Here is a 26,262-nt window from a genome sequence, read left to right on the forward strand (position 1 = left end):
CCTCAGGCGGCGGCCGGGGCGAGCGAGGGCCGCTCGATGGCGCGTTCCTTGACCGGCAGGTTCACCAGCGCGGCGAAGACGCCCAGCGCCACGGCGATCCACCACACGAGGTCGTAGCTGCCGGTGCTGTCGTACAGCTTGCCGCCCAGCCACACCCCGAGGAAGCTGCCGACCTGGTGGCTCAGGAACACGAAGCCGCCGAGCATCGACAGGTACTGCACGCCGAAGATCTGCGCGATCACCGCGTTGGTCGGCGGCACGGTGGAGAGCCACAGCACGCCCATCACGGCCGAGAACACGTAGATGCTCGCCGGCGTGAGCGGCGCCATCAGGAAGGCGACGATGGCCACCGAGCGCAGGAAGTAGATGGTCGAGAGGATGTGGCGCTTCGGGTAGCGTGCGCCCAGCGTGCCGGCCGCGTAGGTGCCGATCACGTTGAACAGGCCGATCAGCGCCAGCGCCGTGGTGGCGACGTTGGGCGACAGGCCGTGGTCCTTCAGGTAGCTCGGCATGTGCACGCCGATGAACACCACCTGGAAGCCACACACGAAGTAACTCGCCATCAGCAGCTGGAAGCTGCGGTAGCCGAAGGCCTCGCGCAGCGCGGCGCCGATGCTCTGGTGATGCGTTGCGGCGTGCGCGGCCTGGGCCGGTTCCTTCAGCCCGTAGGCGAGCGGCACGATCGCCAGCGCCAGCGCGCCGAGCAGGAACAGCGCCTGCTGCCAGCCGACCCCGCCGATCAGCCAGTTCTCCACCGGCACCATCAGGAACTGGCCGAAGGTGCCGGCCGCCGCGGCCACGCCCATCGCCCAGCTGCGCTTCTCGGGCGCCACGTTGCGGCCGATCACGCCGTACACCACCGCGTAGGTGGTGCCCGACTGCGCCATGCCCAGCAGCAGGCCGGCGCTGCCGGTGAAGGCCAGGCCCGAGGTCGAGACGGCCATCAGCACCAGGCCGAGCGCATAGAGCAGGCTGCCGGCCACCAGCACCTTGAAGGCGCCGAATCGATCGGCCAGCGCCCCCGCGAACGGACCGGCCGCGCCCCAGGCGAGGTTCTGCACGGCGATGGCGAAGGCGAAGGTCTCGCGCGTCCAGCCGCGGTCCATCGTGATCGGCTGCAGCCACAGGCCGAAGCCGTGGCGGATGCCCATCGAGAGCGTGACGATCATGGCGCCGCACAGCAGCACCTGGGTCATGGAAAGCTTGGGCGCAGAGGCGGGGGACGCGGGCATCCCGGCACTCTAGCCGAAGCCCCGCGGCCCTGCAGGAGGCCGCTCCTACAATCCGCCGCCATGGCAACCAAGCAGAGCAGCTACGGCGAAGCCTCGATCCGCGTGCTCAAGGGCCTCGAGCCCGTCAAGCAGCGGCCGGGCATGTACACGCGCACCGACAACCCGCTGCACATCATCCAGGAGGTGATCGACAACGCGGCGGACGAGGCCCTGGCCGGCCATGGCAGGCGCATCGACGTCACCCTGCACGCGGACGGCTCGGTCAGCGTCGAGGACGACGGCCGCGGCATCCCGGTCGGCCTGCACCCCGAGGAGAAGGTGCCGGTGGTCGAGATCGTCTACACGCGGCTTCACGCGGGCGGCAAGTTCGACAAGGGCGCGGGCGGGGCCTACAGCTTCTCCGGTGGCCTGCACGGCGTGGGCGTCAGCGTGACCAACGCGCTCGCGAAGCGGCTCGAGGTGACGGTCTACCGCGAAGGCCAGGTCGCGACGATCGCCTTCTCCGGCGGCGACGTGGTCGAGCCGCTCAAGCTGCGCAAGGCCGGCGGCGCCGATCGCAAGCAGGGCACCACCGTGCGCGCCTGGCCCGACGCGAAGTACTTCGAGAGCGCCGAGCTGCCGAAGCACGAGCTGACGCACCTGCTGCGCAGCAAGGCCGTGCTGATGCCCGGCGTCACCGTCACGCTGCTGCAGGAGAAGAGCGGCGAGAAGACGCAGTGGCTCTACAAGGGCGGCCTGCGCGACTACCTGATGCAGGCGCTGACCGCCGACCCGGTGATCCCGCTGTTCGAGGGCGAGCACTACGCCGAGGCCGCCGAGACCGAGAACTTCGCCGAAGGCGAGGGCGCGGCCTGGTGCGTGGCCTTCACCGAAGAGGGCAACCTGCTGCGCGAGAGCTACGTCAACCTGATCCCGACGGTGGCCGGCGGCACGCACGAGTCCGGCCTGAAGGACGGGCTGTTCGGCGCGATCAAGGGCTTCATCGAGATGCACTCGCTGCTGCCCAAGGGCGTGAAGCTGATGCCCGAGGACGTGTTCTCGCGCGCGAGCTTCGTGCTCAGCGCCAAGGTGCTCGACCCGCAGTTCCAGGGCCAGATCAAGGAGCGGCTGAACTCGCGCGACGCGCTGCGGCTCGTCGCCACCTACGTGAAGCCGGCGCTCGAGCTGTGGCTGAACCAGCATGTCGACCACGGCAGGAAGCTCGCCGACCTCGTCATCAAGCAGGCGCAGACACGTCAGCGCGCCAGCCAGAAGGTCGAGAAGCGCAAGGGCTCGGGCGTGGCCGTGCTGCCCGGCAAGCTGACCGACTGCGAGAGCCGCGACCTGCTGTTCAACGAGCTGTTCCTGGTCGAGGGCGACTCGGCCGGCGGCAGCGCCAAGATGGGCCGCGACAAGGAGACCCAGGCCATCCTGCCGCTGCGCGGCAAGGTGCTCAACGCCTGGGAGGTGGAGCGCGACCGCCTGTTCGCCAACAACGAGATCCACGACATCGCGGTGGCGATCGGCGTCGACCCGCATGGCCCGGACGACGCGCCCGATCTCTCCGGCCTGCGCTACGGCAAGATCTGCATCCTCAGCGACGCGGACGTGGACGGCTCGCACATCCAGGTGCTGCTGCTGACGCTGTTCTTCCGCCACTTCCCGAAGCTGATCGAAGCCGGGCACATCCACGTCGCGCGGCCGCCGCTGTTCCGCGTCGACGCGCCGGCGCGCGGCAAGAAGCCGGCCGCCAAGCTGTATGCGCTGGACGAGGGTGAACTGCAGGCCGCGCTCGACAAGCTGCGCAAGGAAGGCGCGCGCGAGGGCTCGTGGAGCATCAGCCGCTTCAAGGGCCTGGGCGAGATGAACGCCGAGCAGCTCTGGGACACGACCTTGAACCCGGCCACGCGCCGCCTGCTGCAGGTGAGCTACGCGAGCAATGGCTTCGCGGCCACCGCCGAGGCCATCGGCAAGCTGATGGGCAAGGGCGAGGCGCAGTCGCGGCGCGAGCTGATGGAGCTGCGTGGCGACGAGGTCGAGGTGGACATCTGAACGCGCCGGCCGTGCGCATCCGTCCGACCATGCTGTCGGACCTGGACTACGTGCTCTCCGTCGAGCGCGACAGCGCCAACCTGCCGTTCATCACGCCCTGGGAGCGGCCGCAGCACGAGGGCGCGGTGCGCTTCCCGGACTTCCGTCACTTCATCGTCGAGGCCGGCGCGGCGCTCGCGCCCAGCGGCTTCGTGATCCTGCAAGGCTGCCGCAACCCGAACCGCTCGGTCGAGCTCAAGCGCCTCGTGCTGCACCCGACGGCGCAGGGCCAGGGCGTCGGGCGGGCCTGCGTGCGCATGCTGGCGCGCATCGCCTTCCGCGACCTCGGCGCGCACCGATTCTGGCTCGACGTGCGCGGGCGCAACGAGCGCGCCCATGCGCTCTACGCGAGCGAAGGTTTCGTCGAGGAAGGCCGGCTGCGCGAGGCGGTGCGCACCGCCGAGGGCTACGACACGCTGATCGTGATGTCGCTGCTGGACCGCGAGCACGCGGCGCTGCCGGCCGGCTGACCTGCCGCGTCCCTCAGCGCAGCCGTGGCAGCCAGCGACTGTTGGTCAGTGCGCCGTCCACGAGGCGCGCCGCGAGCCGGTCGCACGCGGCCCCGAACTCGGCGCGCAGGCGATCGCCGCCGTCCGAGGTCCACGCACTCAGCGCCAGCGCTTCGCCGGCATCCTCCAGCACCCGCTGGTCGGCCTCGTCGGCCGGCCCCGGGGCAGCGCCGGCGCGGGTCTTCTGCAGCCGCACGCCGACGCGCATCTGCACCCGGGGGTCGTCCACCGGTTCGCTCGTGCCGGCGCTGGCGACATGGAACTCGATCGAGGTCACCTGCAACTGCCACACCGCAGCGAATCCGTCCTCGGCCAGGGCCGCGCGAGCCGAGGCCGGATCCGGCGCGCCGGTCTCGGCTTCATCCACCGCGACCAGCAGGATGCTGCTGCGGTCGTCTGTGCCGCCCGCCTCGACGGGGGCGATGCGGGTGGCCAGCGACTCGAGCAGCATCCGCTGCGCGAACGTGCCCGTCTCGGTCGCGGGCAGGCCGGCACGCCGCACGGCCTCCAGGCGCGCGCGCGCCGCGCGGGCCTGCGCGTCGGAGAGTTCCTGCACGGTCCCCCGCACGGCACCGGCCAGGCTGCCAGCCGCCTGGGTGACGAGCGCCGCCAGGCCGAACGACAGGCCGGCCGGCGGCGACAAGGTGCCGATGCCTTCGCCCGCCCCGAGCAGTTCCTTGGCCACAGCACCCGTGCCCGCCACGGCCCCCTTGTCGGCCGAGCCCGGGGGTGGCGCCACGGTCACCCTCGGCACGGCGCGGGGCGTGAGCAGCGCGACGACCCGTGCCGCGTCCTGCGCCGGCGTGTCCGGGCGCCAGCGCGAGGCGGCCGGCCGGACCCGCGCCCGCAGCTGCTGCGCCAGATCCTGCGCCAGCCCCGGGCTCGGCTGGTCGAGGAACTGGTCCGCCAGCCATGGATCGGTGCGGAGCACTCGAAGGTAGTCTCGACGCTCTCCACCGTTGCGCCGCTTCAGCACCACGATGCCTCGGTCGAGCAGCGTGACCCGCTCGATCTCGTCCAGTCCGATGCGCTGCAGCACGCGGTAGCTGACGCTGAAGCTCCCTGAGCGCGCGATCACCAGCGCATCGCGGGTGAGCACGGCGGTGCTGGTCTCCTCGCCGAAGAACATGCCGATCGTGCCGCGCCACATGTCCCCCGCCAGGTTCGGCTGCCACCAGCCGTCGTGCCGGGACCAGTGCACCGCGGCGACCCAGAGGAACTCGGACGGGGCCACGCCGAGCGTGCGCGACAGCTCGGCCGGCAGGCGCGGATCGTTCTTGATCGGCACGGACGAGCAAGCCGCGAGCCCCAGGCCTGCCAGCCCCAGAAGCAGGGGCAGGAGAACGCGCCGGCCCAGCCCGAGGGCATGGCCACCCCAACGGAAGATCGTACGGCTCGTGATCGCTGCTCCCTGAGACGGCGGGCTCGGGGATTCGAGCATGGCCCTGCGCCGGGCCGATTGCGATCGCTCAAGGCGGCCCGGCGCGTCGGTCGGCGCCGGGGCGCCTGCCCGCATGGGCCAGAATGGCAGGTTTCCCGTTTCACGCCGCGCCATGAACGACCTGTTCGACCCGCCGCCCGCCGACCCGGCCGACGCCATCGCGCTCGCGCAGTACGCGGAGCAGGCCTACCTCGAGTACGCGCTGTCGGTCGTCAAGGGCCGCGCGCTGCCGGACGTCTGCGACGGGCAGAAGCCGGTGCAGCGCCGCATCCTCTACGCGATGGAGCGCATGGGCCTGGCCTTCACCACGGCCTCGGGCCCCAAGGCGGTGAAGAGCGCCCGCGTGGTCGGCGACGTGCTGGGCAAATACCACCCGCACGGCGACACCGCGGCCTACGACGCGATGGTGCGCATGGCGCAGGAGTTCAGCCAGCGCTATCCGCTCGTGGACGGCCAGGGCAACTTCGGCAGCCGCGACGGCGACGGCGCCGCGGCGATGCGCTACACCGAGGCGCGCCTGGCGCCGATCGCGCGGCTGCTGCTGGACGAAATCGACGAAGGCACGGTCGACTTCGTCCCCAACTACGACGGCTCCGAGCGCGAGCCGAAGCAACTGCCCGCGCGCCTGCCCTTCGTGCTGCTCAACGGCGCGAGCGGCATCGCCGTGGGTCTCGCCACCGAGGTGCCGAGCCACAACCTGCGCGAGGTGGCGGCGGCGGCCGTCGCGCTGATCCGCGACGACAAGCTCGGCGACGAGGCACTCGCCGCGCTGCTGCCCGGCCCGGACTTCCCCGGCGGCGGCCAGATCATCAGCAGCGCCGCCGAGATCCAGGCCGCGTATGCGACGGGCCGCGGCAGCCTGAAGGTGCGGGCGCGCTGGAAGATCGAGGACCTGGCCCGCGGACAGTGGCAGCTGGTCGTCACCGAACTGCCGCCGGGCACCAGCGCGCAGAAGGTGCTGGAGGAGATCGAGGAGCTGAGCAACCCGAAGGTCAAGCTCGGCAAGAAGTCGCTCTCCACCGAGCAGACGCAGCTGAAGGCGACGGTGCTCGCCGTGCTCGATGCGGTGCGCGACGAATCGAGCAAGGACGCGCCGGTGCGCATCGTGTTCGAGCCCAAGACCCGCACCGTCGAGCAGCAGGAGCTGATCAACGTGCTGCTGGCACACACCAGCCTCGAGACCAGCGCGCCGGTCAACCTGACCATGGTCGGCGCCGACGGCCGGCCGACGCAGAAGGGCCTGCGCACCATTCTCGCCGAGTGGATCGCCTTCCGCATGACGACGGTGCAGCGCCGCACGCGCCACCGGCTCGACAAGGTGCTGGACCGCATCCACCTGCTCGAGGGCCGGCAGCTCGTGCTGCTGCACATCGACGAGGTGATCCGCATCATCCGCCAGTCCGACGAGCCCAAGGCCGCGCTGATCGAACGATTCAGGCTCAGCGACCGCCAGGCCGAGGACATCCTCGAGATCCGGCTGCGCCAGCTGGCGCGGCTCGAGGCGATCAAGATCGAGCAGGAGCTCAAGGAGCTGCGCGGCGAGCAGGCCAAGCTGGAGGACATCCTCGGCAGCCCGGCCAGCCTGAAGCGCACGGTGATCAAGGAGATCGAGGCCGACGCGAAGCAGTACGGCGACGAGCGCCGCACCCTGATCCAGGAAGACAAGCGCGCGGTGGCCGAGGTGAAGGTGGTGGACGAGCCGGTCACCGTGGTCGTCAGCCTCAAGGGCTGGGTGCGGGCGCTCAAGGGCCACGAGGTCGACCCGGCGAGCCTGGGCTTCAAGGCGGGGGATGCGCTGTACGGCTGCTTCCCCTGCCGCAGCGTGGATGCGCTGCTGGTGTTCGGCAGCAACGGGCGGGTGTACTCGACGGCGGTGGCCGGCCTGCCCGGCGGCCGGGGTGACGGCGCGCCGATCACGACCCTGATCGACCTCGAGAGCGGCACGCAGCCGGCGCACTACTTCGCCGGGTCGCCCGCGACCACCTTGCTGCTCGCGCACACCGGCGGCTTCGGCCTGCTGGCCCGTGCGGGCGACCTGCTGGCCAGGCAGCGCGGCGGTAAGAGCTTCCTGAGCCTGGAGGAGGGCGAGAAGCCGTTACCGCCGGCGGTGGCCGATGCGGCCTCGCAGGTGGCCTGCCTGTCGCTCGCCGGCCGCCTGCTGACCTTCGGCCTGGACGAACTGAAGCTGCAGCCCAACGGCGGGCGCGGCCTCACGCTGATGGACCTGGACGCCAAAGACGCGCTGGTCAGCGTGGCCGTGTTCGCGCAGGGCCTGCAGGTGCTGGGCAAGGCCTTGCGTGGCGACAAGCCGCGCGAGGAGACGCTACGCGGCGCGGCACTCGCCGGTTACGCCGGCAAGCGGGCCCGCAAGGGCAAGGCCGTCGAGGGCATGAAGGCGATGCGCGTGATCGCCGCGGCCTGACGCAGGCCCGGTGCCAGTGCGCGGCCGGCTCAGCGCCGGCGCAGCGCGACCAGCAGGCCCTCGACCGGCCGTTCGTCGTCCTGGCGCAGCACGGCGTCGGTGATCGACAGCTGCTCGAAGCCGTGTTCGGCGGCGAGCCGCTCGAGGTAGCCGCGCGAGTGGGCGTAGCGCCGGGTCAGGCGCAGCAGGATCTCCTCGCTGTCCGAGCGCTCGACCGAGAAGGCGAAGATGCCGCCGGGCTTCAGCGCCGCCTGCACCGCCGCGAACAGGGGTGCCAGGTCGCCGAGGTAGATCAGCACGTCGCAGCTCAGCGCCGCATCGAAGCGTTCGCCGCAGCCACGCAGCCAGGCCACCAGCTCGGCCTCGTCCAGCTGGTCGTAGTGGCCGGTGGCGCGGGCGCGCTCCAGCATGCCGCCGGACAGGTCGACGCCGACCAGCCGGCCCGCCAGCGGGCGCAGCAGCGGACCGCACAGGCCCGTACCGCAACCGAGGTCGGCGATGTCGGCCGGCCGCACCGTCAGTGCCGCCTGCAGCACCTCGACGAGCAGCGCCGGCGTGCGGTAGCCGAGCACTTCGACCAGGTGCTTGTCGAACTTGGCGGCGTACTGGTCGAACAGGCCGCGCACATAGTCGACCGGGGCCTGGTCCGGCAGGCCGCCGGCGCCCAGCGACGCGAGCACGAAGTTCAGCGTCTCCACGTCCTTGCCGCCGGCCAGCGCCGCCCGGAAGCAGTCGATGGCCTCCTCGCGGCGGCCCAGCGCGATCATCAGCTCGCCCCGGTCGACCAGCGCCTCGGCCGAGCCGGGCACCAGCTCGAGCACGCGGTCGATGTCGCGCAGTGCCTCGTCGAGCCGCTGCAGCTTGCGCAGCGCGTTGCCGCGGTTGCGCAGCGCCTTCGGGTTGTCCGGCTTGAGCTGCAGCGAACGTTCGAAGCAGACCAGCGCCTGGCTGTGGCGCTGCAGCTGGGCCAGCGCATTGCCGAGATTGTTGTGGGCGGTGGCGTTGCCGGGCGCGCTCTCGACCGCGCGGCTCAGCAGTTCGATGGCCTGCTCGTGGTGCCCGCGCTGGCCCTCGACCGCGCCCAGCAGCTGCAGCGCATCGGCCTGGTCGGGCACGGCCTGCAGGATCTTGCGGTAGATCGCCGCGGCGTCGTCGAGCCGGCCGGCGCGGTGCAGGTGCAGCGCCCGGTCCATGTCGGCGCGCAGCTGGCGTCCGCGCATCCCGGCCTCACAGCATGTCAGCGCGGGGCACCCCGCACGAGCACCACCGCGCCGGCGGCCAGCAGCACGAACAGCGCCAGGCTCCAGAACTCGAACGGCACGCCGAACAGGTCGACCGCCGCGTCGGCGCAACTGCCGCGCACCTCGAACACCGCCGGCAGCAGGCTGTCCAGGCGCAGGCCGCGGATCAGCCGGTCGGCAAAGGTCAGGTCGCAGGAGGTGGACTTCGCGGCGACGAAGTGCTGGTACAGCGCCGCCGCCGCACCGGCCAGCGCGAGCGGCACGATCAGCAGGCCGAGCAGCCGCCGCAGCAGGCCCCCGCCCAGCGCGGCGAGCAGCGCGACCAGGCCGACCAGCAGGAACACGATGCGCTGCAGGATGCACCAGGGGCAGGGCTGCATGCCGAAGCCATGCTGCGCCACCAGCGCAGCGACCACCGAGGCGAAGCTGGCGGCGGCGATGAGCCACGCCGCGGCGCGCGGCGACATTCAGGCGACCTGCGCGATCAGCTCGATCTCGACGCAGGCCCCCAGCGGGATCTGCGCCACGCCGAAGGCGCTGCGGGCATGCGCTCCCTTGTCGCCGAACACCGCGCCGAGCAGCTCGGAGCAGCCGTTGGTGACGAGGTGCTGCTCGGTGAAGGCCGGCGTGCTGTTGACCAGGCTCATCACCTTGACGATGCGCTCCACCTTGTCCAGGTCGCCCACTGCGGCGTGCAAGGTGCCCAGCAGGTCGATCGCGACGGCGCGTGCGGCCTCCCGGCCGGTGGCCGTGTCGGTGTCGCGGCCGAGCTGGCCGACCCAGGGCTTGCCGTCGCGCTTGGCGATGTGGCCGGACAGGAAGACCAGGTTGCCGCTGCGCACGAAGGGCACGTAGGCCGCGGCCGGCACGGCCACCGGCGGCAGCGTGATGCCGAGTTCGCGGAGGCGCTCGTAGACGGAGGGGGAGCTCATGGTGCGAGGGGGGTTCTCGAGGGAGCCGCGATCCTACACTGCACCCATGGGAGGAGGCGTGCCGTCGCTTGCGGCCTGGCTCGCGGCGATGCTCGCCTGGCTGGCCGGCGTGGCGCTGCAACTGCAGCAGCGCGAGCTCGGGCCGCCCGCGCTGGCCGTCGGCGCCGCGGGCGCGGGGCTGGTGCTGCTGCTGGCCGGCGTGCGCGGGCGGCGCCTGCAGTGGCTGGCGCTGGCGGGCCTGCTGCTGCTGGGCTTCGGCAGCACCGCCGGGCGGGCCGGCCTGCGCCTGGCCGAGGCGCTCGACCCGGCGCTCGAAGGGCGCGACCTGCAGCTCACCGGGGTGGTGGCCGCGCTGCCCCAGCGGGCGGCCGACGGGGTGCGCTTCCGCTTCGCCGTGGAGGAGGCGCGCGACGGCGCGGCCCGGGTGCCGGTGCCGCGCCTGGTCGCGCTCGGCTGGTACCAGGGCGCCCACCCGGACGCGGCCCGGCAGCCGCCGCAAGATGCGCTGCGCGCCGGCGAGCGCTGGCGCTTCGTGGTGCGCCTGCGCCAGCCGCACGGCAACCTGAATCCGCAGGGTTTCGACGTCGAGCTCGCGCTGTTCGAGCAGGGCGTGCGCGCGGTCGGCTACGTGCGCGACGACCCGCCGCAGCGCCTGGCCGAGGCGGCCGGCCACCCGGTCGAGCGGCTGCGCCAGCGTCTGCGTGATGCCGTCTTCGCGCAGGTGGGCGATGCGCGCGCGGCCGGCGTGCTGGCCGCGCTGACCGTGGGCGACCAGGGGGCGATCGCACGCGAGGACTGGGAGCTGTTCCGTGCCACCGGCCTCGGTCACCTGATGTCGATCAGCGGGCTGCACGTCACCATGTTCGCGTGGCTGGCCGGGGGGCTGATCGGCGCGTTGTGGCGGCGCAGCGCACGCGCCGTGCATGCCGTGCCGGCACCGCAGGCGGCGCGCTGGGGCGGGCTGGCGGCGGCCGCGGCCTACGCGGTGCTCGCCGGCTGGGGCGTGCCGGCGCAGCGCACCGTGCTGATGCTGGCCAGCGCCGTGCTGCTGCGCTCCCTGGGCCGCCGCTGGCCCTGGCCGCTGGTGTTGCTGGCGGCGGCGACCGTGGTGACGCTGGCCGACCCCTGGGCGCTGCTGCAGGCGGGCTTCTGGCTGTCGTTCGCGGCGGTCGGCCTGCTGATGGCCTCCGAGCCGGCGCAGGCTGCCGCAGCGCCGGCGGCCGGGCAGCCCTGGACCAGTCGCGCACGGGCGCTGCTGAGCGGCGCGGGGCGCACCCAGCTGGTCGCGAGCGTCGGCCTCGCACCGCTGACCCTGCTGTTCTTCCAGCAGGTGTCGGTGGTCGGTTTCCTGGCCAACCTGGTGGCCATTCCGCTGATCACGCTGGTGGTGACGCCGCTGGCGCTGGCCGGGGCCCTGCTGCCGTGGCTGTGGGGCATGGCGGCGGCGCTGTTGCAGGGGTTGACGCTGGTGCTCGACGGCTTGGCGTCCTGGCCCTGGGCGGTGTGGACGGTGCCGGCCGCCGCGCCCTGGGCGCAGGGCGCGGCGCTGCTGGCCGGCGCGCTGCTGGTGATGCCGCTGCCCTGGCGACTGCGGGCGCTCGCGTTGCCGCTGGCGCTGCCGATGCTGCTCGGCATGCCGGCCCGGCCCGAGCCGGGGCGTTTCGAGTTGCTGGCGGCGGATGTCGGGCAGGGCAGCGCGGTGCTGGTGCGCACCGCGCGGCACCTGCTGGTGTACGACGCCGGGCCGCTGTACGGGCGCGACAGCGACGCCGGCGAGCGCGTGTTGCTGCCGCTGCTGCGCGCGCGCGGCGAGCCGCGCATCGACACGCTGGTGCTGAGCCACCGCGACAGCGATCATGTCGGCGGCGCGCGCGCCCTGCTGAGCGCGCTGCCGGTGGGCGAACTGCTCAGCTCGCTGGAAGACGGCCACCCGCTGCGCGCGCTGGCCGCGCGAGAGCGCCCCTGCCTGGCCGGGCAGGCGTGGACCTGGGACGGCGTGCGCTTCGAGCTTCTGCACCCGCGGCCCGCCGAGCTGGCGCTGGCCGCCAGGCCGAACGCCGCCTCCTGCGTGCTGCGCATCGTCGACGCCGCCGGGCGCAGCGCGCTGCTGACCGGCGACATCGAGCGCGAGCAGGAGCTGGCGCTGGTCGAGCGCGTCGGCGCGACGCTGAAGAGCGAGCTGCTGCTCGCCCCGCACCACGGCAGCCGGAGTTCCTCGTCCGAGGAGTTCCTGGCCCGGGTGCAGCCGCAGGTGGTGGTCGTGCAGGCCGGCTACCGCAACCGATTCGGCCACCCGGCGCCGGAGGTGCTGGCGCGCTACCGGGGTGCCGGTGCCACGGTGGTGGCCAGCCCGTCCTGCGGGGCCTGGCAGTGGCGGGCCGAGGGCGCGCACTGCGAGCGTGACGCGGCCCGCCGCTACTGGCACCATCGGGCTGCCGACGTCCCGGAGTGATCGCAGCGCCAGGGTGTCGTGGCCTGCTTTTTGCTACCCCGCCTCGTCGAGGAGACGCGACTGATGAGACCGAGTTTCGACGAGATGCATGCCACCAGCGCCGTGGTGCGCGAGCATTACCGCGGCTACGACCGCTGGCTGGCGCAGCAGCCGCGCGACGTGATGAAGTCGCGCCGCGAAGAGGCGGAGATGATCTTCCGCCGCGTCGGCATCACCTTCGCGGTCTACGGCGCCAAGGACGAGGACGGCTCCGGCACCGAGCGCCTGATCCCGTTCGACCTGATCCCGCGCGTGATCCCGGCGCACGAGTGGGTCGAGATGGAGAAGGGCCTCGCGCAGCGCGTGACGGCGCTGAACCGCTTCATCCACGACGTCTACCACGACCAGGAGATCATCCGCGCCGGGCTGGTGCCGGCCGACCAGATCTTCAAGAACGCCCAGTTCCGCCCCGAGATGATGGGCGTGGACGTGCCCGGCGGCGTCTACTCGCACATCTCGGGCATCGACATCGTGCGCGCCGCCAACGCCGACGGCAGCGGCAGCTACTACGTGCTGGAGGACAACCTGCGCGTACCCAGCGGCGTGAGCTACATGCTCGAGAACCGCAAGATGATGATGCGGCTGTTCCCCGAGCTGTTCAGCCAGCACCGCGTCGAGCCGGTGGCGCATTACCCCGACATGCTGCTCGAGACGCTGCGCGCGGTGGCGCCGGCGGCGGTCAACGAGCCGACGGTCGTGGTGCTGACCCCGGGCATGTACAACAGCGCCTACTTCGAGCATGCCTTCCTCGCGCAGCAGATGGGCGTCGAGCTGGTCGAGGGCCAGGACCTGTTCGTCAAGGACAACTTCGTCTACATGCGCACCACGCAGGGCCCCAAGCGCGTGGACGTGATCTACCGCCGCGTCGACGACGACTTCCTCGACCCGCTCGCCTTCCGGCCCGATTCGACGCTCGGCTGCGCCGGGCTGCTGTCGGTCTACCGCGCCGGCAACGTGGCGCTGTGCAATGCCATCGGCACCGGCGTCGCGGACGACAAGTCGATCTACCCCTACGTGCCGAAGATGGTCGAGTTCTACCTCGGCGAGAAGCCGATCCTGAACAACGTGCCCACCTACCTGTGCCGCGAGGCCGACGACCTCAAGTACGTGCTGGATCATCTGGGCGAGCTGGTCGTCAAGGAGGTGCACGGCGCGGGCGGCTACGGCATGCTGGTCGGCCCGGCGGCCACCAAGGCCGAGATCGCCGACTTCCGCAAGGCGCTGGAGGCCAACCCGGCCGGCTACATCGCGCAGCCCACGCTCAGCCTGTCGACCTGCCCGACCTTCGTCGAGAGCGGCATCGCGCCGCGCCACATCGACCTGCGGCCCTTCGTGCTGTCGGGCAAGGAGGTGCAGATGGTGCCCGGCGGGCTGACGCGCGTGGCGCTGAAGGAGGGCTCGCTGGTCGTGAACTCGTCGCAGGGCGGGGGCACGAAGGACACCTGGGTGCTGGAAGCCTGAAGGAGACGACCATGCTTTCACGCACCGCCGACCACCTGTTCTGGATGTCGCGCTACATGGAGCGCGCGGAGAACACCGCGCGCATGCTCGACGTCAACTACCAGACCTCGCTGCTGCCGCAGTCGGCCGACGCGGCCGAGAAAGGCTGGAAGGGCCTGCTGGGCATCTCCGAGCTGAGCGGCGACTTCGCCACGCGCCACGGCGGCGAGGTGACCGCGCGCAACGTCATGCAGTACATGGTGGCCGACGACAAGAACCCGTCGAGCATCCGCTCCTGCCTGATGGCCGCGCGCGAGAACGCGCGCGCCGTGCGCGGCACGCTCACCACGGAGGTCTGGGAGACGCAGAACCAGACCTGGCTGGAGTTCCAGCGCATGGTCGCGGCCAGCGACTTCCACAAGGACCCGAGCGCGCTGTTCGAGTGGGTCAAGTTCCGCTCGCACCTCTCGCGCGGCGTCACCGTGGGCACCATGTTGCAGGACGAGGCCTTCCACTTCCTGCGCATCGGCAGCTTCCTGGAGCGCGCCGACAACACCGCGCGGCTGCTGGACGTGAAGTTCCACGCCGTCGAGAGCGAGTTCTTCGGCGCCGCGCAGGCGCAGTCGCAGGGCGCGGGCAACGGCCGCGACGTCGAGTACGACTTCTACCACTGGTCGGCGATCCTGCGCTCGGTCTCCGGCTTCGAGGTCTACCGCAAGGCCTACCGCAACGTGATCCGGCCCGAGAAGGTGGCCGAGCTGCTGATCCTGCGCGCCGACATGCCGCGCTCGCTGGCGGCGTGCATGAACGAGGTCGTGACCAACCTCGAGTTCGTCGCCAACGAGCAGTCCGGCGAGACGCTGCGCCGCGCCGGGCGGCTGCGCGCCGACCTGCAGTACGGCCGCATCGACGAGATCCTGTCGACCGGCCTGCACGCCTTCCTCACGCAGTTCCTGGAGCGCGTCAACACGATCGGCGCGGGCATCAGCTGCGACTTCCTGGTCCCGGTGCAGTGATCCCGTGTCGGCCGATGAAGCTGCACATCGAGCACGAGACGCACTACGAGTACAGCGCGCCGCTGCAGTACGCGCTGCAGCACCTGTGCCTCACGCCGCAGGGCAGCGCGCACCAGGAGGTGCTGGCGTGGAGCCTGCGGGCCCCGGCGCCGCTGTATGCGCAGCGTGACGGCTACGGCAACCTCGCGCACAGCTGGAGCCTGGCGCGACAGCGCCACGGCCGCAACCTGTACCGCGGCAGCGTGTGCGCGACCGGGCTGGTGGCCACGCACGGCTCGCCCTGGCTGGAGGATGCCCCGGGCGACCCGCACCCGGCGCTGTACCTGCGCCCGACCGCGCTGACGGTGGCCGACGAGCGGCTGGGCGCGCTCGGCCGCGCGCACCTGGCCGGCACGCCCGACGCGGCCGCCGTGTTGCGCCTGGCCGCCGCGGTGCGCGCGGCGGTTCGCTACGAGGCCGGCGTCACCCATGTGCGCACCAGCGCGCGCGAGGCGCTGGACCAGGGCGCCGGTGTCTGCCAGGACCAGGCGCACGTGTTCATCGCCGCCTGCCGAGCCGCCGGCGTGCCGGCGCGCTACGTGAGCGGCTATTTCCACTCCCCGCGCGCCGCCGAACTGGCCAGCCACGCCTGGGCCGACGTCTGCATGGACACCACCGCGCGCCGCTGGCTGAGCGTGGACATCACGCACGACGCGCTGATGGACGAGCGCCACGTGCGCCTGGCGGTCGGGCCCGACTACAGCGCCTGCGCGCCGGTGCGCGGCGTGCGCGAAGGCGGCGGCGAGGAATCGATGCGCGTGCGCGTGCTCGTCCGCGAGGCCGAAGAACAGATCACCCTGGAGCCCTGAATGTCCATCCACGTCGCGCTGAACCACGTGACCCACTACCGGTACGACCGGCCGATCAACCTCGGCCCGCAGGTCGTCCGGCTGCGCCCCGCGCCGCACTCGCGCACCCGTGTGCTGAGCTACTCGATGCGCATCGAGCCCGGCACGCACTTCATCAACTGGCAGCAGGATCCGCAGTCCAACTACCTCGCGCGGCTGGTCTTCCCGGACAAGACGACGAGCTTCCGCATCGAGGTCGACCTGGTCGCCGAGATGTCGGTGCTGAACCCGTTCGACTTCTTCCTCGAGCCCTCGGCCGAGCACTTTCCGTTCGAGTACGACCCGAGCCTCGCGCACGAGCTGGCGCCCTACCGCCTCAAGGGCGAGCTGACCCCGCTGCTGAAGAAGTACCTCGACGCCATCCCGCGCACGAAGAAGCAGACCACCAACTTCCTGGTCGAGCTGAACCAGCAGCTGCAGAAGGACATCGGCTACCTGATCCGCATGGAGCCGGGCGTGCAGACGCCCGAGGAGACGCTCGCCAACGCGAGCGGCTCCTGCCGCGACACCGGCTGGCTGCTGGTGCAGCTGCTGCGTCACCTCGGCTTCGCGGCGCGTTTCGTCTCGGGCTACCTGATCCAGCTGAAGCCGGACGTGAAATCGCTCGACGGGCCGAGCGGCACCGAGGTCGACTTCACCGACCTGCACGCCTGGTGCGAGGTCTACCTGCCCGGCGCCGGCTGGATCGGGCTCGATCCGACCTCCGGCCTGCTGGCCGGCGAGGGCCACATCCCGCTCGCCTGCTCGCCCGACCCCGGTTCGGCCGCGCCGGTGACCGGCGTGCTCGACGAGTGCGAGACCGAGTTCGAGCACCACATGAAGGTCACGCGCGTCTGGGAAGCCCCGCGCGTGACCTTGCCCTACACCGATGCGCAGTGGGCCGAGATCGAGTCGCTCGGCCACCAGGTCGACGACGACCTGCGCAAGCACGACGTGCGCCTCACGCAGGGCGGCGAGCCCACCTTCGTGTCCGTCGACGACCGCGACGGCGCCGAGTGGAACACCGACGCGCTCGGCCCCACCAAGCGCCTGCTGGCGGCCGACCTGCTCGAGAAGCTGCGCCTGAAGTACGGCGAAGGCGGCCTGCTGCACTACGGCCAGGGCAAGTGGTACCCGGGCGAGCAGCTGCCGCGCTGGAGCCTGAACCTCATCTGGCGCAAGGACCGCGAGCCGGTCTGGACGCACCCCGAGCTGTTCGCCGACGAGCACCAGGACCATGGCGTCACCGACGTGCAGGCGCGCCAGTTCCTCAAGGGCGTGGCCAAGCGACTGGCGCTGGACCCGAAGTACGTCTTCCCGGCCTACGAGGACGTCTGGTACTACCTGTGGCGCGAGCGCAAGCTGCCGACCAATGTCGACCCGTTCGACGCGCGCCTGGCCGACCCGCTGGAGCGCGAGCGCCTCTGCAAGGTGTTCACGCAGGGCCTGGAGAAGGTGGTCGGCCATGTGCTGCCGGTGGCGCGGCGCCACAACGGCCCGGCACGCTGGCAGACCGGCCCGTGGTTCCTGCGCAGCGAGCGTTGTTACCTGATCCCGGGCGATTCGCCGCTGGGCTACCGCCTGCCGCTGGACTCGCAGCCCTGGGCCACGGGCAGCGACTACCCCTGGATCCACCAGCCCGACCCGACGCAGACCTTCCCGCCGCTGCCGCCGTACCAGCGCTATCGATTCTTCAACCCGCTCGCCGACGGCGAGACCGGGCGCGCCGACACCGAATCCGCGCGCGCGCCGGGCGGCTTTGCCGAACGCTCGCGCGCCGCCCTGCGCGGCGAGACCGGCGAGGGGCGGCCGGCCGCCTCGACGGTGGACGGGCGCCAGCCGCAGCCCTTCGAATCGGCCGGCTGGATCACCCGCACCGCGATCTGCGCCGAGCCGCGCAACGGCCGGCTCTACGTCTTCATGCCGCCCACCTCGGCGCTGGAGGACTACCTCGAGATCGTCGCCGCGGTCGAGGACACCGCCGTCGAGATGAAGCTGCCGCTGATCCTCGAGGGCTACGAGCCGCCGCGCGACCCGCGCCTGTCGCACCTGCGCGTCACGCCCGACCCGGGCGTCATCGAGGTCAACATCCACCCGGCGCATTCGTGGAAGGAACTGGTCGACCAGACCACGCACCTCTACCAGGCCGCGCACGAGACGCGCCTGTCGACCGAGAAGTTCATGCTCGACGGCCGCCACACCGGCACCGGCGGCGGCAACCACTTCGTGCTCGGCGGTGCGACGGTGGCCGACTCGCCCTTCCTGCGCCGGCCCGACCTGCTGGCCAGCATGATCGCCTACTGGCACAACCATCCGGCGCTCTCGTACCTGTTCTCGGGCCTGTTCATCGGGCCCACCAGCCAGGCGCCGCGCATCGACGAGGCGCGCAACGACTCGGTCTACGAGATCGAGATCGCGTTCGCGGAACTGCAGCGCCAGGCCGCGCTCGGACCACAGGCCTGCCCGCCCTGGCTGATCGACCGGCTGCTGCGCAACCTGCTGATCGACGTCTCCGGCAACACGCACCGCGCCGAGTTCTGCATCGACAAGCTGTACTCGCCCGACGGCCCGACCGGCCGGCTCGGCCTGCTCGAGATGCGCGCCTTCGAGATGCCGCCGCATGCGCGCATGAGCCTGACGCATCAGCTGCTGATGCGCTCGCTGGTGGCGCGGTTCTGGCAGCACCCGTACCGGCCGGCGCGCCTGAAGCGCTGGAACACCGAGCTGCACGACCGCTTCATGCTGCCGCACTTCGTGTGGGAGGACCTGGCCGACGTCGTCGAGGAGCTGAACGACTTCGGCTATCCGATGAAGCTGGAGTGGTTCGCGCCGCACCTGAACTTCCGCTTCCCGCGCCTGGGCGACTTCGCCGCCAAGGGCGTGGACGTGGAGCTGCGCCTGGCGCTCGAGCCCTGGCACGTGATGGGCGAGGAGGGCGCGCCCGGCGGCACGGTGCGCTTCGTCGACTCCTCGGTCGAGCGGCTGCAGCTGCATGTCACCGGCCTGGTGGGGGATCGCCACGTGCTCACCTGCAACGGCCGCGTCGTGCCGCTGCAGCCCACCGGCAAGGTGGGCGAGTTCGTCGGCGCGGTGCGCTACCGCGCCTGGAACCCGCCCTCGGCGCTGCACCCGACGATCGGCGTGCACGCGCCGCTGACCTTCGACCTCGTCGACACCTGGATGAGCCGCTCGCTGGGCGGCTGCCAGTACCACGTGGCCCATCCGGGCGGGCGCAACTACAGCACCTTCCCGGTCAACGCCTACGAGGCCGAGGCGCGGCGCCTGGCGCGTTTCTTCCGGCTCGGCCACACGCCGGGCGAGATGAGCGTGCCGAAGGACGAACGCAACCCGAACTTCCCATTCACGCTCGACCTGCGTCGCGCCACGGTGTAAACCCCGCCCCGCGTTTCCGGCAGGGCGGGGCCCACTTCCACCGCGGACAATCGGCCGATGCTCAAGAGACTGCTCGCCGCCTACGCCGCCCAGCCGGGCCGCTACGACGAGATGCTCGCCGGCGCGCAGCAGCCGCGCCCGCACTGGGAGGCCTTCCTGCGCGGCCTGGAGCGGCGCGGCGGCGGCGCGATCGGCGACACGCTCGCGCTGATGGAGCGCGAGATCCACGAGAACGGCATCACCTACAACGTGTATGCCGATCCGAAGGGGCGCGACCGGCCCTGGGAGGTGGATCCGCTGCCGCTGCTGATCTCGGCCGACGAATGGCGCGAGATCGAGGCCGGCATCGTGCAGCGCGCCGAACTGCTGAACCGCGTGCTGGCCGACGTGTACGGCGAGCAGCAGCTGCTCAAGAGCGGCGCCGTGCCCGGCTCGGTGATCTTCGGCCATGGCGGCTTCCTGCACCCGGCGCAGGGCATCCGGCCGAACGGCGACGTGCACCTGTTCCACTACGCGGCCGACCTGGCGCGCTCGCCCGACGGCCGCTGGTGGGTGGCGAGCGACCGCACGCAGGCCCCTTCCGGCGCGGGTTATGCGCTGGAGAACCGGCTGATCGTCGCACGGGTGTTCCCCGAGCTGTTCCGCGACCTGCGCGTGCAGCACCTCGCGTCGTTCTTCGCGGCGATGCGCGAGTCGCTGCTGCACTGGGCGCCACGCCACGGCCCGGGCGACGGCGTGCCGCAGGTCGCGCTGCTGACCCCGGGACCGTTCAACGAAACCTACTTCGAGCATGCGCTGCTGGCGCGTTACCTCGGCTTCGCGCTGGTCGAGGGCAGCGACCTGACGGTGCGCGACGGCTGCGTCTGGATGAAGACGGTCGAGGGCCTGCAGCGTGTGCACGCCATCCTGCGCCGGCAGGACGACGACTACTGCGATCCGCTCGAACTGCGCTCCGACTCCGCGCTCGGCGTGCCCGGGCTGACCGAGTGCGCCCGGCGCGGCAGCGTGCTGATCGCCAACGCGCTCGGCTCGGGCGTGATCGAGTCCGGCGCGCTGCTGGGCTACCTGCCGCGGCTGTGCGAGCAGCTGCTGCGCGAGCCGCTCAAGCTGCCCTCGGTGGCCACCTGGTGGCTGGGTGAGCCGGCCGCGTTCGACGACGCCTGGGCCCGGCTCGACCAGGTGCTGATCAAGCCGGTCGAGCGTTCGGCGCGTGAGCCGGCGGTGTTCGGCGTGGACCTCGACGCCCGCCAGCGCGCCGAGCTGAAGGCGCGCGTGGCGGCGCACCCGCAGCGCTACGTGGCGCAGGAGTGGGTGCACGTGTCGCAGGCGCCGGTGCTCGAGCGTGCCGGGCACGGCCGGCCGCGCGAATCGCTGGCCGCACGCACCGTCGGCCTGCGCGTGTTCGCCGTCGCCACGCCGGACGGCTACCGCGTGATGCCCGGCGGGCTGACGCGCGTGGCCGGCGAGGAGACTCCGCGCGTGATCGCGATGCAGCGCGGCGGGCGCTCGAAGGACACCTGGGTGCTGTCCGACGCGCCGGTCAACGCCTCGTTCTCGCTGCTGTCGTCCACGGTCACGGCGGCCGACCTGGTCAGCTCGCGTGCCAACCTGCCCTCGCGCACCGCCGAGAACCTGTACTGGTTCGGCCGCTACGGCGAGCGCTGCGACGCCGCGATGCGCCTGCTGCGCGTGGCCATCGATGCGCTGCTGGAGGAGGGCGCCGACGCGGCCGGCGGCGTGTCGCCGGCCTTCGTGCTGGCGCTGCGGCTCGGCCTGGTCGACGAGGGCGAAAGCCCGTCGCTGGCGCTGCTGCGCGCCGCCACGCACCCCGAGGGCGCGCTGGCGCAGCGCCTGCGGCAGCTCTCGCAGGTGGCCTTCAACCTGCGCGACCGGCTGTCGGCCGACCACTGGCGCACGCTCAACCAGCTGATCGGCGACCCGGTGTTCCAGCGCAGCGTCCCCTCGGCGACGATGCGCCTGCCGCTGGCGCTGGCCTGGCTGGACCGAGCGGTCGCCGCGATGGTCACGCTGTCGGGCTTCGTGCTCGACGGCATGACGCGCGGCACGGGCTGGCGCTTCCTGTCCATCGGCCGGCGCGTCGAGCGGCTCTGGCAGCTGTGCGCCGCGCTGCAGGTGGCCACCGACGAGGGCCGTGCGCAGGGTCTGGAGTGGCTGCTCGACTGGGCCGATTCGTCGGTCACCTACCGGGCCCGCTACCTGGTCGCGCCCGAGTGGCTGCCGGTGCTCGACCTGCTGGTGCGCGACGACGCGGTGCCACGCGCGCTGGCCTTCCAGGTCAAGGGCCTGGCCGAGTACATCGCCAAGCTCGAGGCGCGCCACGGGCGCTTCGCCGGCGCGGTGATCGGCCCGGCCCAGGCGGCGCTGGCGGCGCTGACGCCGGCCGACCTGCATCCCGAGAGCGAGGCCCTGGCGGCGGTGCTGGAGCAGCTGCAGCGTGTCGCCAACCAGGTGTCCGACGAGCTGACGCTCAAGTTCTTCTCGCACGCCAGTTCGCGCAGCGTGCTCTCGCTCGTCGCATGAGTCGGCCCCCCAGCTCGCTGCGCTCGCAGCCCCCAGGGACCACGAAGGGGCCCTGCGGTGCCCCTGGGGCGCGGGCCCCTCTTGGGGCGGCCCGGCGAGGGGCCCGATGAAGGGCCAGCGCTACCAGGTCGAGCACGAGACGCGCTACGCCTACGACGCGCCGGTCTCGCAGTCGTGGCAGCTGGCGCGCCTGACCCCGCGCGAGCTGCCCTGGCAGAAGGTGCTGGTGCACCGCCTGACGATCGATCCGCGCCCGGACGAGTGCCACGACGCACCGGACAGCTTCGGCAACAGCGTCACCCACTTCGGCCTGCATGTGGCACACCGCCGCCTGCGCGTGACCATGCAGTGCGAGGTGGAGGTCGGCGCCCGGGCGCAGCTGCAGCCGCAGCCCGCCGAGCCCTGGGAGGCGGTGCGGCAGGCGGTGCGACTGCCGGCCGCGCCGGTCGACCTGGACGTGCTGCGCATGGTCGAGCGCACGCCGCTGCTGCCGCTGTCCGACGCCGCGCTGGCCTATGCGCGGCCCTCGTTCGCCGCCGGACGCGACTGGCTCGAGGCGGTGACCGACCTGATGCACCGCATCCACGCCGAGTTCGAGTTCGAGTCCGGCGCCACCACCGTCAGCACCTCGGTCGACGAAGTGCTGAAGGAGCGCCGCGGCGTGTGCCAGGACTTCGCCCACCTGATGCTCGCCTGCCTGCGCGGCCTGGGCCTGCCGGCGCGCTACGTCTCCGGCTACCTGCTGACCGAGCCGCCGGCCGGCCAGCCCCGCCTGATGGGGGTGGACGCCTCGCACGCCTGGGTGGCCGCCCACTCGCCGCAGCACGGCTGGGTCGAGTTCGACCCGACCAACGACCAGCTGGCCGACCAGCGCTACATCACGCTCGCCTGGGGGGCGGACTTCGCCGATGTCGTGCCGCTGCGCGGCGTGATCCTCGGCGGCGGCACGCAGACCATGGACGTGGCGGTCAGCGTCATTCCGGTGGCCTGACGCGCCTGTCAGGCTCTCCCCCGCCGGAGGGCCCTCCGGCCAGGGGCCGACCGCGGCGGGATTGGCCGCGCCGCGCCCGACCGGAACACTGGCTCCATCGAGATCACGAGGAGCCGCCGATGGCCCGCTTCATCACCCGCATTGCCACGCTGTGCCGCCCGCGCGCCGGCGACGAGGCGCTGCTGCGCCGCTTCCGCATGATGCGCCTGGCGGCCGACGACGCGGACGACGCCGGCCCCGGCTGGTTCGAGTCCAGCCGCGACCTGCAGCGCGGGCTGCAGGTCAGCGAAGGCGATGCGCTGGACGACTGGCTGGAGGCGATGCACCAGCCGCCGCCGGCGGCGGCAGCGGCCGGCGCGTGAATCAGGCCGGCGCCGTGCCCAGCGTCTCGAAGGCGAGCATGCGGCGGGCCAGTTCGGCGTCCCAGCGCCGGTGCGCGAAGCTGGCCGCCTCGGGCAGCTCGTGCGCCGCGAACCAGCGCCACTCGCGCACGTTGGGGCCGGGCACCGGGTCGGCCTCGACGTCCATCACGTAGTGCACGATCACCTGCCACAACCCGTCGCCGAGCATGAAGCTCTCGACGTCCATCAGGCGCGGCGTGTCGCCCGCGAAGCCGAGGCGGACGGCCTCGGCCAGTGCCTGCTCGTAGGGGTCACGGCCCCAGGCCAGTTCCGGTGCGGGGATCCACCAGCCCGGCTTGTCGGCGCTCGGCGGCACCTCGTACTGCACCAGCAGCAGCCGACGATGCCGGCGCGCCCCGAGCGTCACGAACAGCTTCAGCGTGCCTTCGTCGGTCTCCAGCGACATCCCGCGCTCCGTGCGACAACCCGGGCGCCAACTTAACCAGCCCGGTGCCCCGGGTCATCTGTCAGGTCTTGCAGGGGCCCCTAGGGCGAGGGATGGGCGGCGGGGTGCACCGGCGCCGGCGCGTGCGTGCCGGACCGGGCCGCGGCCAGCACCTCGCGCAGCATCGCCGCGGCCAGTTCCTGTTCGGCCACGAAGGCGCGCGCGGCACCGCCGGCTTCCAGCAGGCGCGCCTCCTCCTCGCCAGGGGCCCGCACCAGCACCCGGATGGCCGGGTTCAGCGTGCGGGCCGTCTCGATCATCTGCGTCACGCCGATCGTCTCGGGCAGCGCGATCACCAGCAGCGCCGCCTGGGCGATGTGGGCCTGGATCAGCACCGCCGGATCGGCCGCATCGCCCGAGACGGCCGGCAGGCCCTGCGCACGCAGTTCCTCGACGCGCTCGCGGTTGAGCTCGGCCACCACCACCGGCACACCGGCGCCGCGCAGCGCCCCGGCGATGTGCCGCCCGACCCGGCCATGCCCCACCAGCACCACCTGGCGGGCGAGGTACTTCTCCTCCGTGTGCAGCGGCAGCTCGGCCAGCGGATCGTCACGCTCGTCGAGGCGACGGGCCAGGGGCGAGCGCGCGCGCATCCAGCGTGCCGCCGGTTCGACGAGGGAGAACACCAGCGGGTTCAGGGCGATCGAGAACAGCGCCCCGGCGACGATCAGGCTCTGGCCCTGCGGCGGCAGCAGCTGCAGCGACAGGCCCAGCGCGGCCAGGATGAAGGAGAACTCGCCGATCTGCGCCAGGCTGGCCGAGACGGTCAGCGCGGTGTTCAGCGGGTAGCGGAACAGCAGCACCAGGCCGAAGGCGGCCAGCGACTTGCCGACGATCACGATGGCCACCACCGCCAGCACCTGCAGCGGCTGCTCGAGCAGCACGGCCGGGTCGAACAGCATGCCCACCGAGACGAAGAACAGCACCGCGAAGGCGTCGCGCAGCGGCAGCGACTCCTCGGCGGCGCGGTGGCTGAACTCCGACTCGCGCAGCACCATGCCGGCGAAGAAGGCGCCGAGCGCGAACGAGACGCCGAACAGCGCCGCCGAGCCGTACGCGATGGTCACCGCCGCGGCCACCACGCACAGCGTGAACAGCTCGCGCGAACCGGTGCGGTTGACCTGCCACAGCAGCCAGGGGAACAGGCGCCGGCCCACCACCAGCATCAGCGCGACGAACAGCGTCACCTCGAGCAGCGTGCGGCCGAGCGCCAGCCAGAGGTCGCCGCCTGCGGCGGTGCCTCCCGCGCCGGTGCTGCCGCCGAGCATCGGCGCCAGCGCCGGCAGCAGCACCAGCACCAGCACCATGGCGAGGTCCTCGACCACCAGCCAGCCGACCGCGATGCGGCCGTTCATCGAATCGAGCACGCCGCGCTGCTCGAGCGCCTTGAGCAGCACCACCGTGCTGGCCACCGAGAGCGCGAGGCCGAACACCAGCGCCGCACCGAGGCTCCAGCCCCACCAGGCGGCCAGCGCCGCGCCCAGCGCGGTGGCCGCGGCCATCTGCACCACCGCACCGGGCACCGCGATGCGCTTCACGGCCATGAGGTCGTCGAGCGAGAAGTGCAGCCCGACGCCGAACATCAGCAGCATCACGCCGATCTCGGCCAGCTGCGCGGCGATGTCCATGTCGGCCACGAAGCCGGGCGTGCCCGGGCCGATCAGGATGCCGGCGGCCAGGTAGCCCACCAGCGCCGGCAGCTTCAGCCGCGCCGCAAGGAAGCCCAGCACCAGCGCCAGGCCGAGGCCGACGGCCACGGTGGTGATGAGGCCGATCTCGTGGTGCATCGGCGCTGGTCCTCAGCGCTGGCGGCGCACCGCCTCGCCCAGCTCGATCACGGCCATCGCGTAGTAGCTCGACCAGTTGTAGCGCGTGATGGCGTAGAAGTTGGTGGTGCCGGCCACGTAGCTCGGCGCGTCGTCGCCGTTCTGCAGCTCGATCAGCGCCAGCTTGCCGGGCCAGGCGGCGCCGGCCGCGTCGAGCGTCGCGCCGCGTTCGGCGAAGCCGGCGGCATCGAAGCTCGGCAGGATGTCGGGCACCAGCAGCAGCGCGCGGTCGCGCACCTCCACCGGCGCGGCCACCGCGAAATGGGTCGGCGCGCCGCGCTGCCAGCCGAACTCGGCCAGGTAGTGGGCCACGCTGCCGATCGCGTCGGCCGGGCTGCCGAGCAGGTCGATGCGGCCGTCGGCGTCGAAGTCGAGCGCGTGCTTCAGGATGCTCGAGGGCATGAACTGCGGCAGGCCGATCGCGCCGGCGTAGCTGCCCTTGGGCTCGAGCGCGTCGAGGCCCTCGCGCCGCGCCAGCCGCAGGAAGGCCTCCAGCTCGCTGCGGAAGAACTCGCTGCGGTCGCGCCGCCCGCTCGGGAAGTCGAACGACAGCGTGGCCAGTGCGTCGAGCACGCGGAAATTGCCGGTGTGCTGGCCGTAGAGCGTTTCCACGCCGACGATGCCGACCACGATCGCCGGCGGCACGCCCCAGCGCTCCTCGGCGAGGTCGAGCCAGCGCTCGTTGTCGCGCCAGAAGGCCAGGCCCGCGGCGATGCGCCTGGGTTCGACGAAACGGGCGCGGTAGGCCGCCCAGTCCTTGGCCGTGCCGGGCGGCGGCGGCATGATCAGCCGGGCCACCGTGGGCACCAGGCGCGCCTGCGCGAGCACGCCGCGCACCCACTGCGGATCGGCCTCGAGGCGCTGCGCGGCGGCGTCGGCGAAGCGCATCACGTCCGCGCGCTCGCCGTAGGGCTGGAGTTCCGGCGCGCGGGGCGCGGCGACGGCGAGGCTGCAGGCGGCCAGCAGCAGGACGGACAGGAAGCGTTGGGCAAGCGTTCGGGGCAT

19 protein-coding genes are annotated in these 26,262 nt (G+C 72.3%); 11 read left to right on the forward strand and 8 right to left on the reverse strand.

The genetic code is table 11. The features are described 5' to 3' along the window. Window positions 1–2: 2 nt before the first annotated feature. Window positions 3–1,196 carry an MFS transporter gene (locus D9C15_RS10340; RefSeq protein WP_240668361.1) on the reverse strand — a complete coding sequence of 398 codons (1,194 nt, stop codon included), beginning with the start codon at window positions 1,194–1,196 and terminating at the stop codon, window positions 3–5. A 96-nt stretch (window positions 1,197–1,292) separates the two neighbouring features. Between D9C15_RS10340 and D9C15_RS10345 the strand changes: the two genes are divergently transcribed. Together D9C15_RS10345 and D9C15_RS10350 are read left to right on the forward strand one after the other, a co-directional pair. After that, on the forward strand, window positions 1,293–3,263 hold the full coding sequence (locus D9C15_RS10345; protein ID WP_127997367.1) for a DNA topoisomerase IV subunit B: 1,971 nt from the start codon (window positions 1,293–1,295) through the stop codon (window positions 3,261–3,263). An 11-nt stretch (window positions 3,264–3,274) separates the two neighbouring features. Next, entirely contained in the window at window positions 3,275–3,772 is a 498-nt protein-coding gene (locus D9C15_RS10350) for a GNAT family N-acetyltransferase (protein ID WP_240668362.1), read from the forward strand. A 13-nt stretch (window positions 3,773–3,785) separates the two neighbouring features. On the opposite strand, the gene D9C15_RS10355 is transcribed toward D9C15_RS10350, so the two are convergent. After that, window positions 3,786–5,099 carry a hypothetical protein gene (locus tag D9C15_RS10355; RefSeq protein ID WP_127997368.1) on the reverse strand — a complete coding sequence of 438 codons (1,314 nt, stop codon included), beginning with the start codon at window positions 5,097–5,099 and terminating at the stop codon, window positions 3,786–3,788. 265 nt (window positions 5,100–5,364) lie between these two features. Here D9C15_RS10355 and parC point away from each other — a divergent pair, with 265 nt between their 5' ends. Beyond that, on the forward strand, window positions 5,365–7,674 hold the full coding sequence (gene parC, locus D9C15_RS10360; RefSeq protein WP_127997369.1) for a DNA topoisomerase IV subunit A: 2,310 nt from the start codon (window positions 5,365–5,367) through the stop codon (window positions 7,672–7,674). Between the two features lie 29 nt (window positions 7,675–7,703). On the opposite strand, the gene D9C15_RS10365 is transcribed toward parC, so the two are convergent. The 3 genes from D9C15_RS10365 to D9C15_RS10375 are packed head-to-tail and all read right to left on the reverse strand — an operon-like array spanning window position 7,704 to window position 9,847. After that, window positions 7,704–8,894 carry a tetratricopeptide repeat protein gene (locus D9C15_RS10365; RefSeq protein WP_127997370.1) on the reverse strand — a complete coding sequence of 397 codons (1,191 nt, stop codon included), beginning with the start codon at window positions 8,892–8,894 and terminating at the stop codon, window positions 7,704–7,706. Between the two features lie 17 nt (window positions 8,895–8,911). Then, entirely contained in the window at window positions 8,912–9,382 is a 471-nt protein-coding gene (locus D9C15_RS10370; protein ID WP_127997371.1) for a disulfide bond formation protein B, read from the reverse strand. Next, entirely contained in the window at window positions 9,383–9,847 is a 465-nt protein-coding gene (locus D9C15_RS10375) for a RidA family protein (RefSeq protein WP_127997372.1), read from the reverse strand. An 88-nt stretch (window positions 9,848–9,935) separates the two neighbouring features. Here D9C15_RS10375 and D9C15_RS10380 point away from each other — a divergent pair, with 88 nt between their 5' ends. From D9C15_RS10380 to D9C15_RS10415, 8 genes are all read left to right on the forward strand, one after another. Beyond that, window positions 9,936–12,299: a DNA internalization-related competence protein ComEC/Rec2 gene (locus D9C15_RS10380; protein ID WP_127997807.1), complete on the forward strand. Its 2,364-nt coding sequence runs from the start codon at window positions 9,936–9,938 to the stop codon at window positions 12,297–12,299. A 63-nt stretch (window positions 12,300–12,362) separates the two neighbouring features. Continuing rightward, window positions 12,363–13,799 (forward strand): circularly permuted type 2 ATP-grasp protein, encoded by a 1,437-nt coding sequence (locus D9C15_RS10385; RefSeq protein ID WP_127997373.1) that lies wholly within the window; start codon window positions 12,363–12,365, stop codon window positions 13,797–13,799. 11 nt (window positions 13,800–13,810) lie between these two features. Next, window positions 13,811–14,794 (forward strand): alpha-E domain-containing protein, encoded by a 984-nt coding sequence (locus D9C15_RS10390; RefSeq protein WP_127997374.1) that lies wholly within the window; start codon window positions 13,811–13,813, stop codon window positions 14,792–14,794. A 14-nt stretch (window positions 14,795–14,808) separates the two neighbouring features. After that, window positions 14,809–15,642 (forward strand): transglutaminase family protein, encoded by an 834-nt coding sequence (locus D9C15_RS10395; protein WP_127997375.1) that lies wholly within the window; start codon window positions 14,809–14,811, stop codon window positions 15,640–15,642. Continuing rightward, window positions 15,643–19,053 (forward strand): transglutaminase family protein, encoded by a 3,411-nt coding sequence (locus D9C15_RS10400; protein WP_127997376.1) that lies wholly within the window; start codon window positions 15,643–15,645, stop codon window positions 19,051–19,053. A gap of 57 nt (window positions 19,054–19,110) precedes the next feature. Beyond that, window positions 19,111–21,594, forward strand: coding sequence for a circularly permuted type 2 ATP-grasp protein (locus tag D9C15_RS10405; RefSeq protein ID WP_127997377.1), 2,484 nt, complete (start codon window positions 19,111–19,113; stop codon window positions 21,592–21,594). A 106-nt stretch (window positions 21,595–21,700) separates the two neighbouring features. Next, the gene (locus D9C15_RS10410; protein ID WP_127997378.1) at window positions 21,701–22,585 is read left to right on the forward strand and encodes a transglutaminase family protein; all 885 of its coding nucleotides are present in this window, start codon (window positions 21,701–21,703) and stop codon (window positions 22,583–22,585) included. 119 nt (window positions 22,586–22,704) lie between these two features. After that, window positions 22,705–22,947, forward strand: a complete 243-nt coding sequence (locus D9C15_RS10415) for a hypothetical protein (RefSeq protein WP_127997379.1) — start codon at window positions 22,705–22,707, stop codon at window positions 22,945–22,947. A gap of 1 nt (window position 22,948) precedes the next feature. On the opposite strand, the gene D9C15_RS10420 is transcribed toward D9C15_RS10415, so the two are convergent. The 3 genes from D9C15_RS10420 to mltB all read right to left on the reverse strand — a co-directional run bounded on the left by D9C15_RS10420 (window position 22,949) and on the right by mltB (window position 26,262). Further along, a complete protein-coding gene (locus D9C15_RS10420; protein ID WP_127997380.1) occupies window positions 22,949–23,392 on the reverse strand; it encodes a hypothetical protein in 444 nt (147 codons plus the stop codon). Window positions 23,393–23,472: 80 nt separating this feature from the next. After that, window positions 23,473–25,218: a cation:proton antiporter domain-containing protein gene (locus D9C15_RS10425; RefSeq protein WP_127997381.1), complete on the reverse strand. Its 1,746-nt coding sequence runs from the start codon at window positions 25,216–25,218 to the stop codon at window positions 23,473–23,475. A gap of 12 nt (window positions 25,219–25,230) precedes the next feature. Next, window positions 25,231–26,262, reverse strand: a complete 1,032-nt coding sequence (mltB, locus tag D9C15_RS10430) for a lytic murein transglycosylase B (RefSeq protein WP_127997382.1) — start codon at window positions 26,260–26,262, stop codon at window positions 25,231–25,233.

Source organism: Piscinibacter defluvii (assembly GCF_004011805.1).
Taxonomy (GTDB): domain Bacteria; phylum Pseudomonadota; class Gammaproteobacteria; order Burkholderiales; family Burkholderiaceae_C; genus Piscinibacter; species Piscinibacter defluvii.

Excerpts from the sequence above, each read along its gene's own strand:
- D9C15_RS10340 (WP_240668361.1), bottom strand. The coding sequence starts at position 1,196 with ATGACCCAGGTGCTGCTGTGCGGCGCCATGATCGTCACGCTCTCGATG.
- D9C15_RS10345 (WP_127997367.1), top strand. The coding sequence starts at position 1,293 with ATGGCAACCAAGCAGAGCAGCTACGGCGAAGCCTCGATCCGCGTGCTC.
- parC (WP_127997369.1), top strand. The coding sequence starts at position 5,365 with ATGAACGACCTGTTCGACCCGCCGCCCGCCGACCCGGCCGACGCCATC.
- D9C15_RS10365 (WP_127997370.1), bottom strand. The coding sequence starts at position 8,894 with ATGCGCGGACGCCAGCTGCGCGCCGACATGGACCGGGCGCTGCACCTG.
- D9C15_RS10370 (WP_127997371.1), bottom strand. The coding sequence starts at position 9,382 with ATGTCGCCGCGCGCCGCGGCGTGGCTCATCGCCGCCGCCAGCTTCGCC.
- D9C15_RS10375 (WP_127997372.1), bottom strand. The coding sequence starts at position 9,847 with ATGAGCTCCCCCTCCGTCTACGAGCGCCTCCGCGAACTCGGCATCACG.
- D9C15_RS10380 (WP_127997807.1), top strand. The coding sequence starts at position 9,936 with ATGCTCGCCTGGCTGGCCGGCGTGGCGCTGCAACTGCAGCAGCGCGAG.
- D9C15_RS10385 (WP_127997373.1), top strand. The coding sequence starts at position 12,363 with ATGAGACCGAGTTTCGACGAGATGCATGCCACCAGCGCCGTGGTGCGC.
- D9C15_RS10390 (WP_127997374.1), top strand. The coding sequence starts at position 13,811 with ATGCTTTCACGCACCGCCGACCACCTGTTCTGGATGTCGCGCTACATG.
- D9C15_RS10395 (WP_127997375.1), top strand. The coding sequence starts at position 14,809 with ATGAAGCTGCACATCGAGCACGAGACGCACTACGAGTACAGCGCGCCG.
- D9C15_RS10400 (WP_127997376.1), top strand. The coding sequence starts at position 15,643 with ATGTCCATCCACGTCGCGCTGAACCACGTGACCCACTACCGGTACGAC.
- D9C15_RS10405 (WP_127997377.1), top strand. The coding sequence starts at position 19,111 with ATGCTCAAGAGACTGCTCGCCGCCTACGCCGCCCAGCCGGGCCGCTAC.
- D9C15_RS10410 (WP_127997378.1), top strand. The coding sequence starts at position 21,701 with ATGAAGGGCCAGCGCTACCAGGTCGAGCACGAGACGCGCTACGCCTAC.
- D9C15_RS10415 (WP_127997379.1), top strand. The coding sequence starts at position 22,705 with ATGGCCCGCTTCATCACCCGCATTGCCACGCTGTGCCGCCCGCGCGCC.
- D9C15_RS10420 (WP_127997380.1), bottom strand. The coding sequence starts at position 23,392 with ATGTCGCTGGAGACCGACGAAGGCACGCTGAAGCTGTTCGTGACGCTC.
- D9C15_RS10425 (WP_127997381.1), bottom strand. The coding sequence starts at position 25,218 with ATGCACCACGAGATCGGCCTCATCACCACCGTGGCCGTCGGCCTCGGC.
- mltB (WP_127997382.1), bottom strand. The coding sequence starts at position 26,262 with ATGCCCCGAACGCTTGCCCAACGCTTCCTGTCCGTCCTGCTGCTGGCC.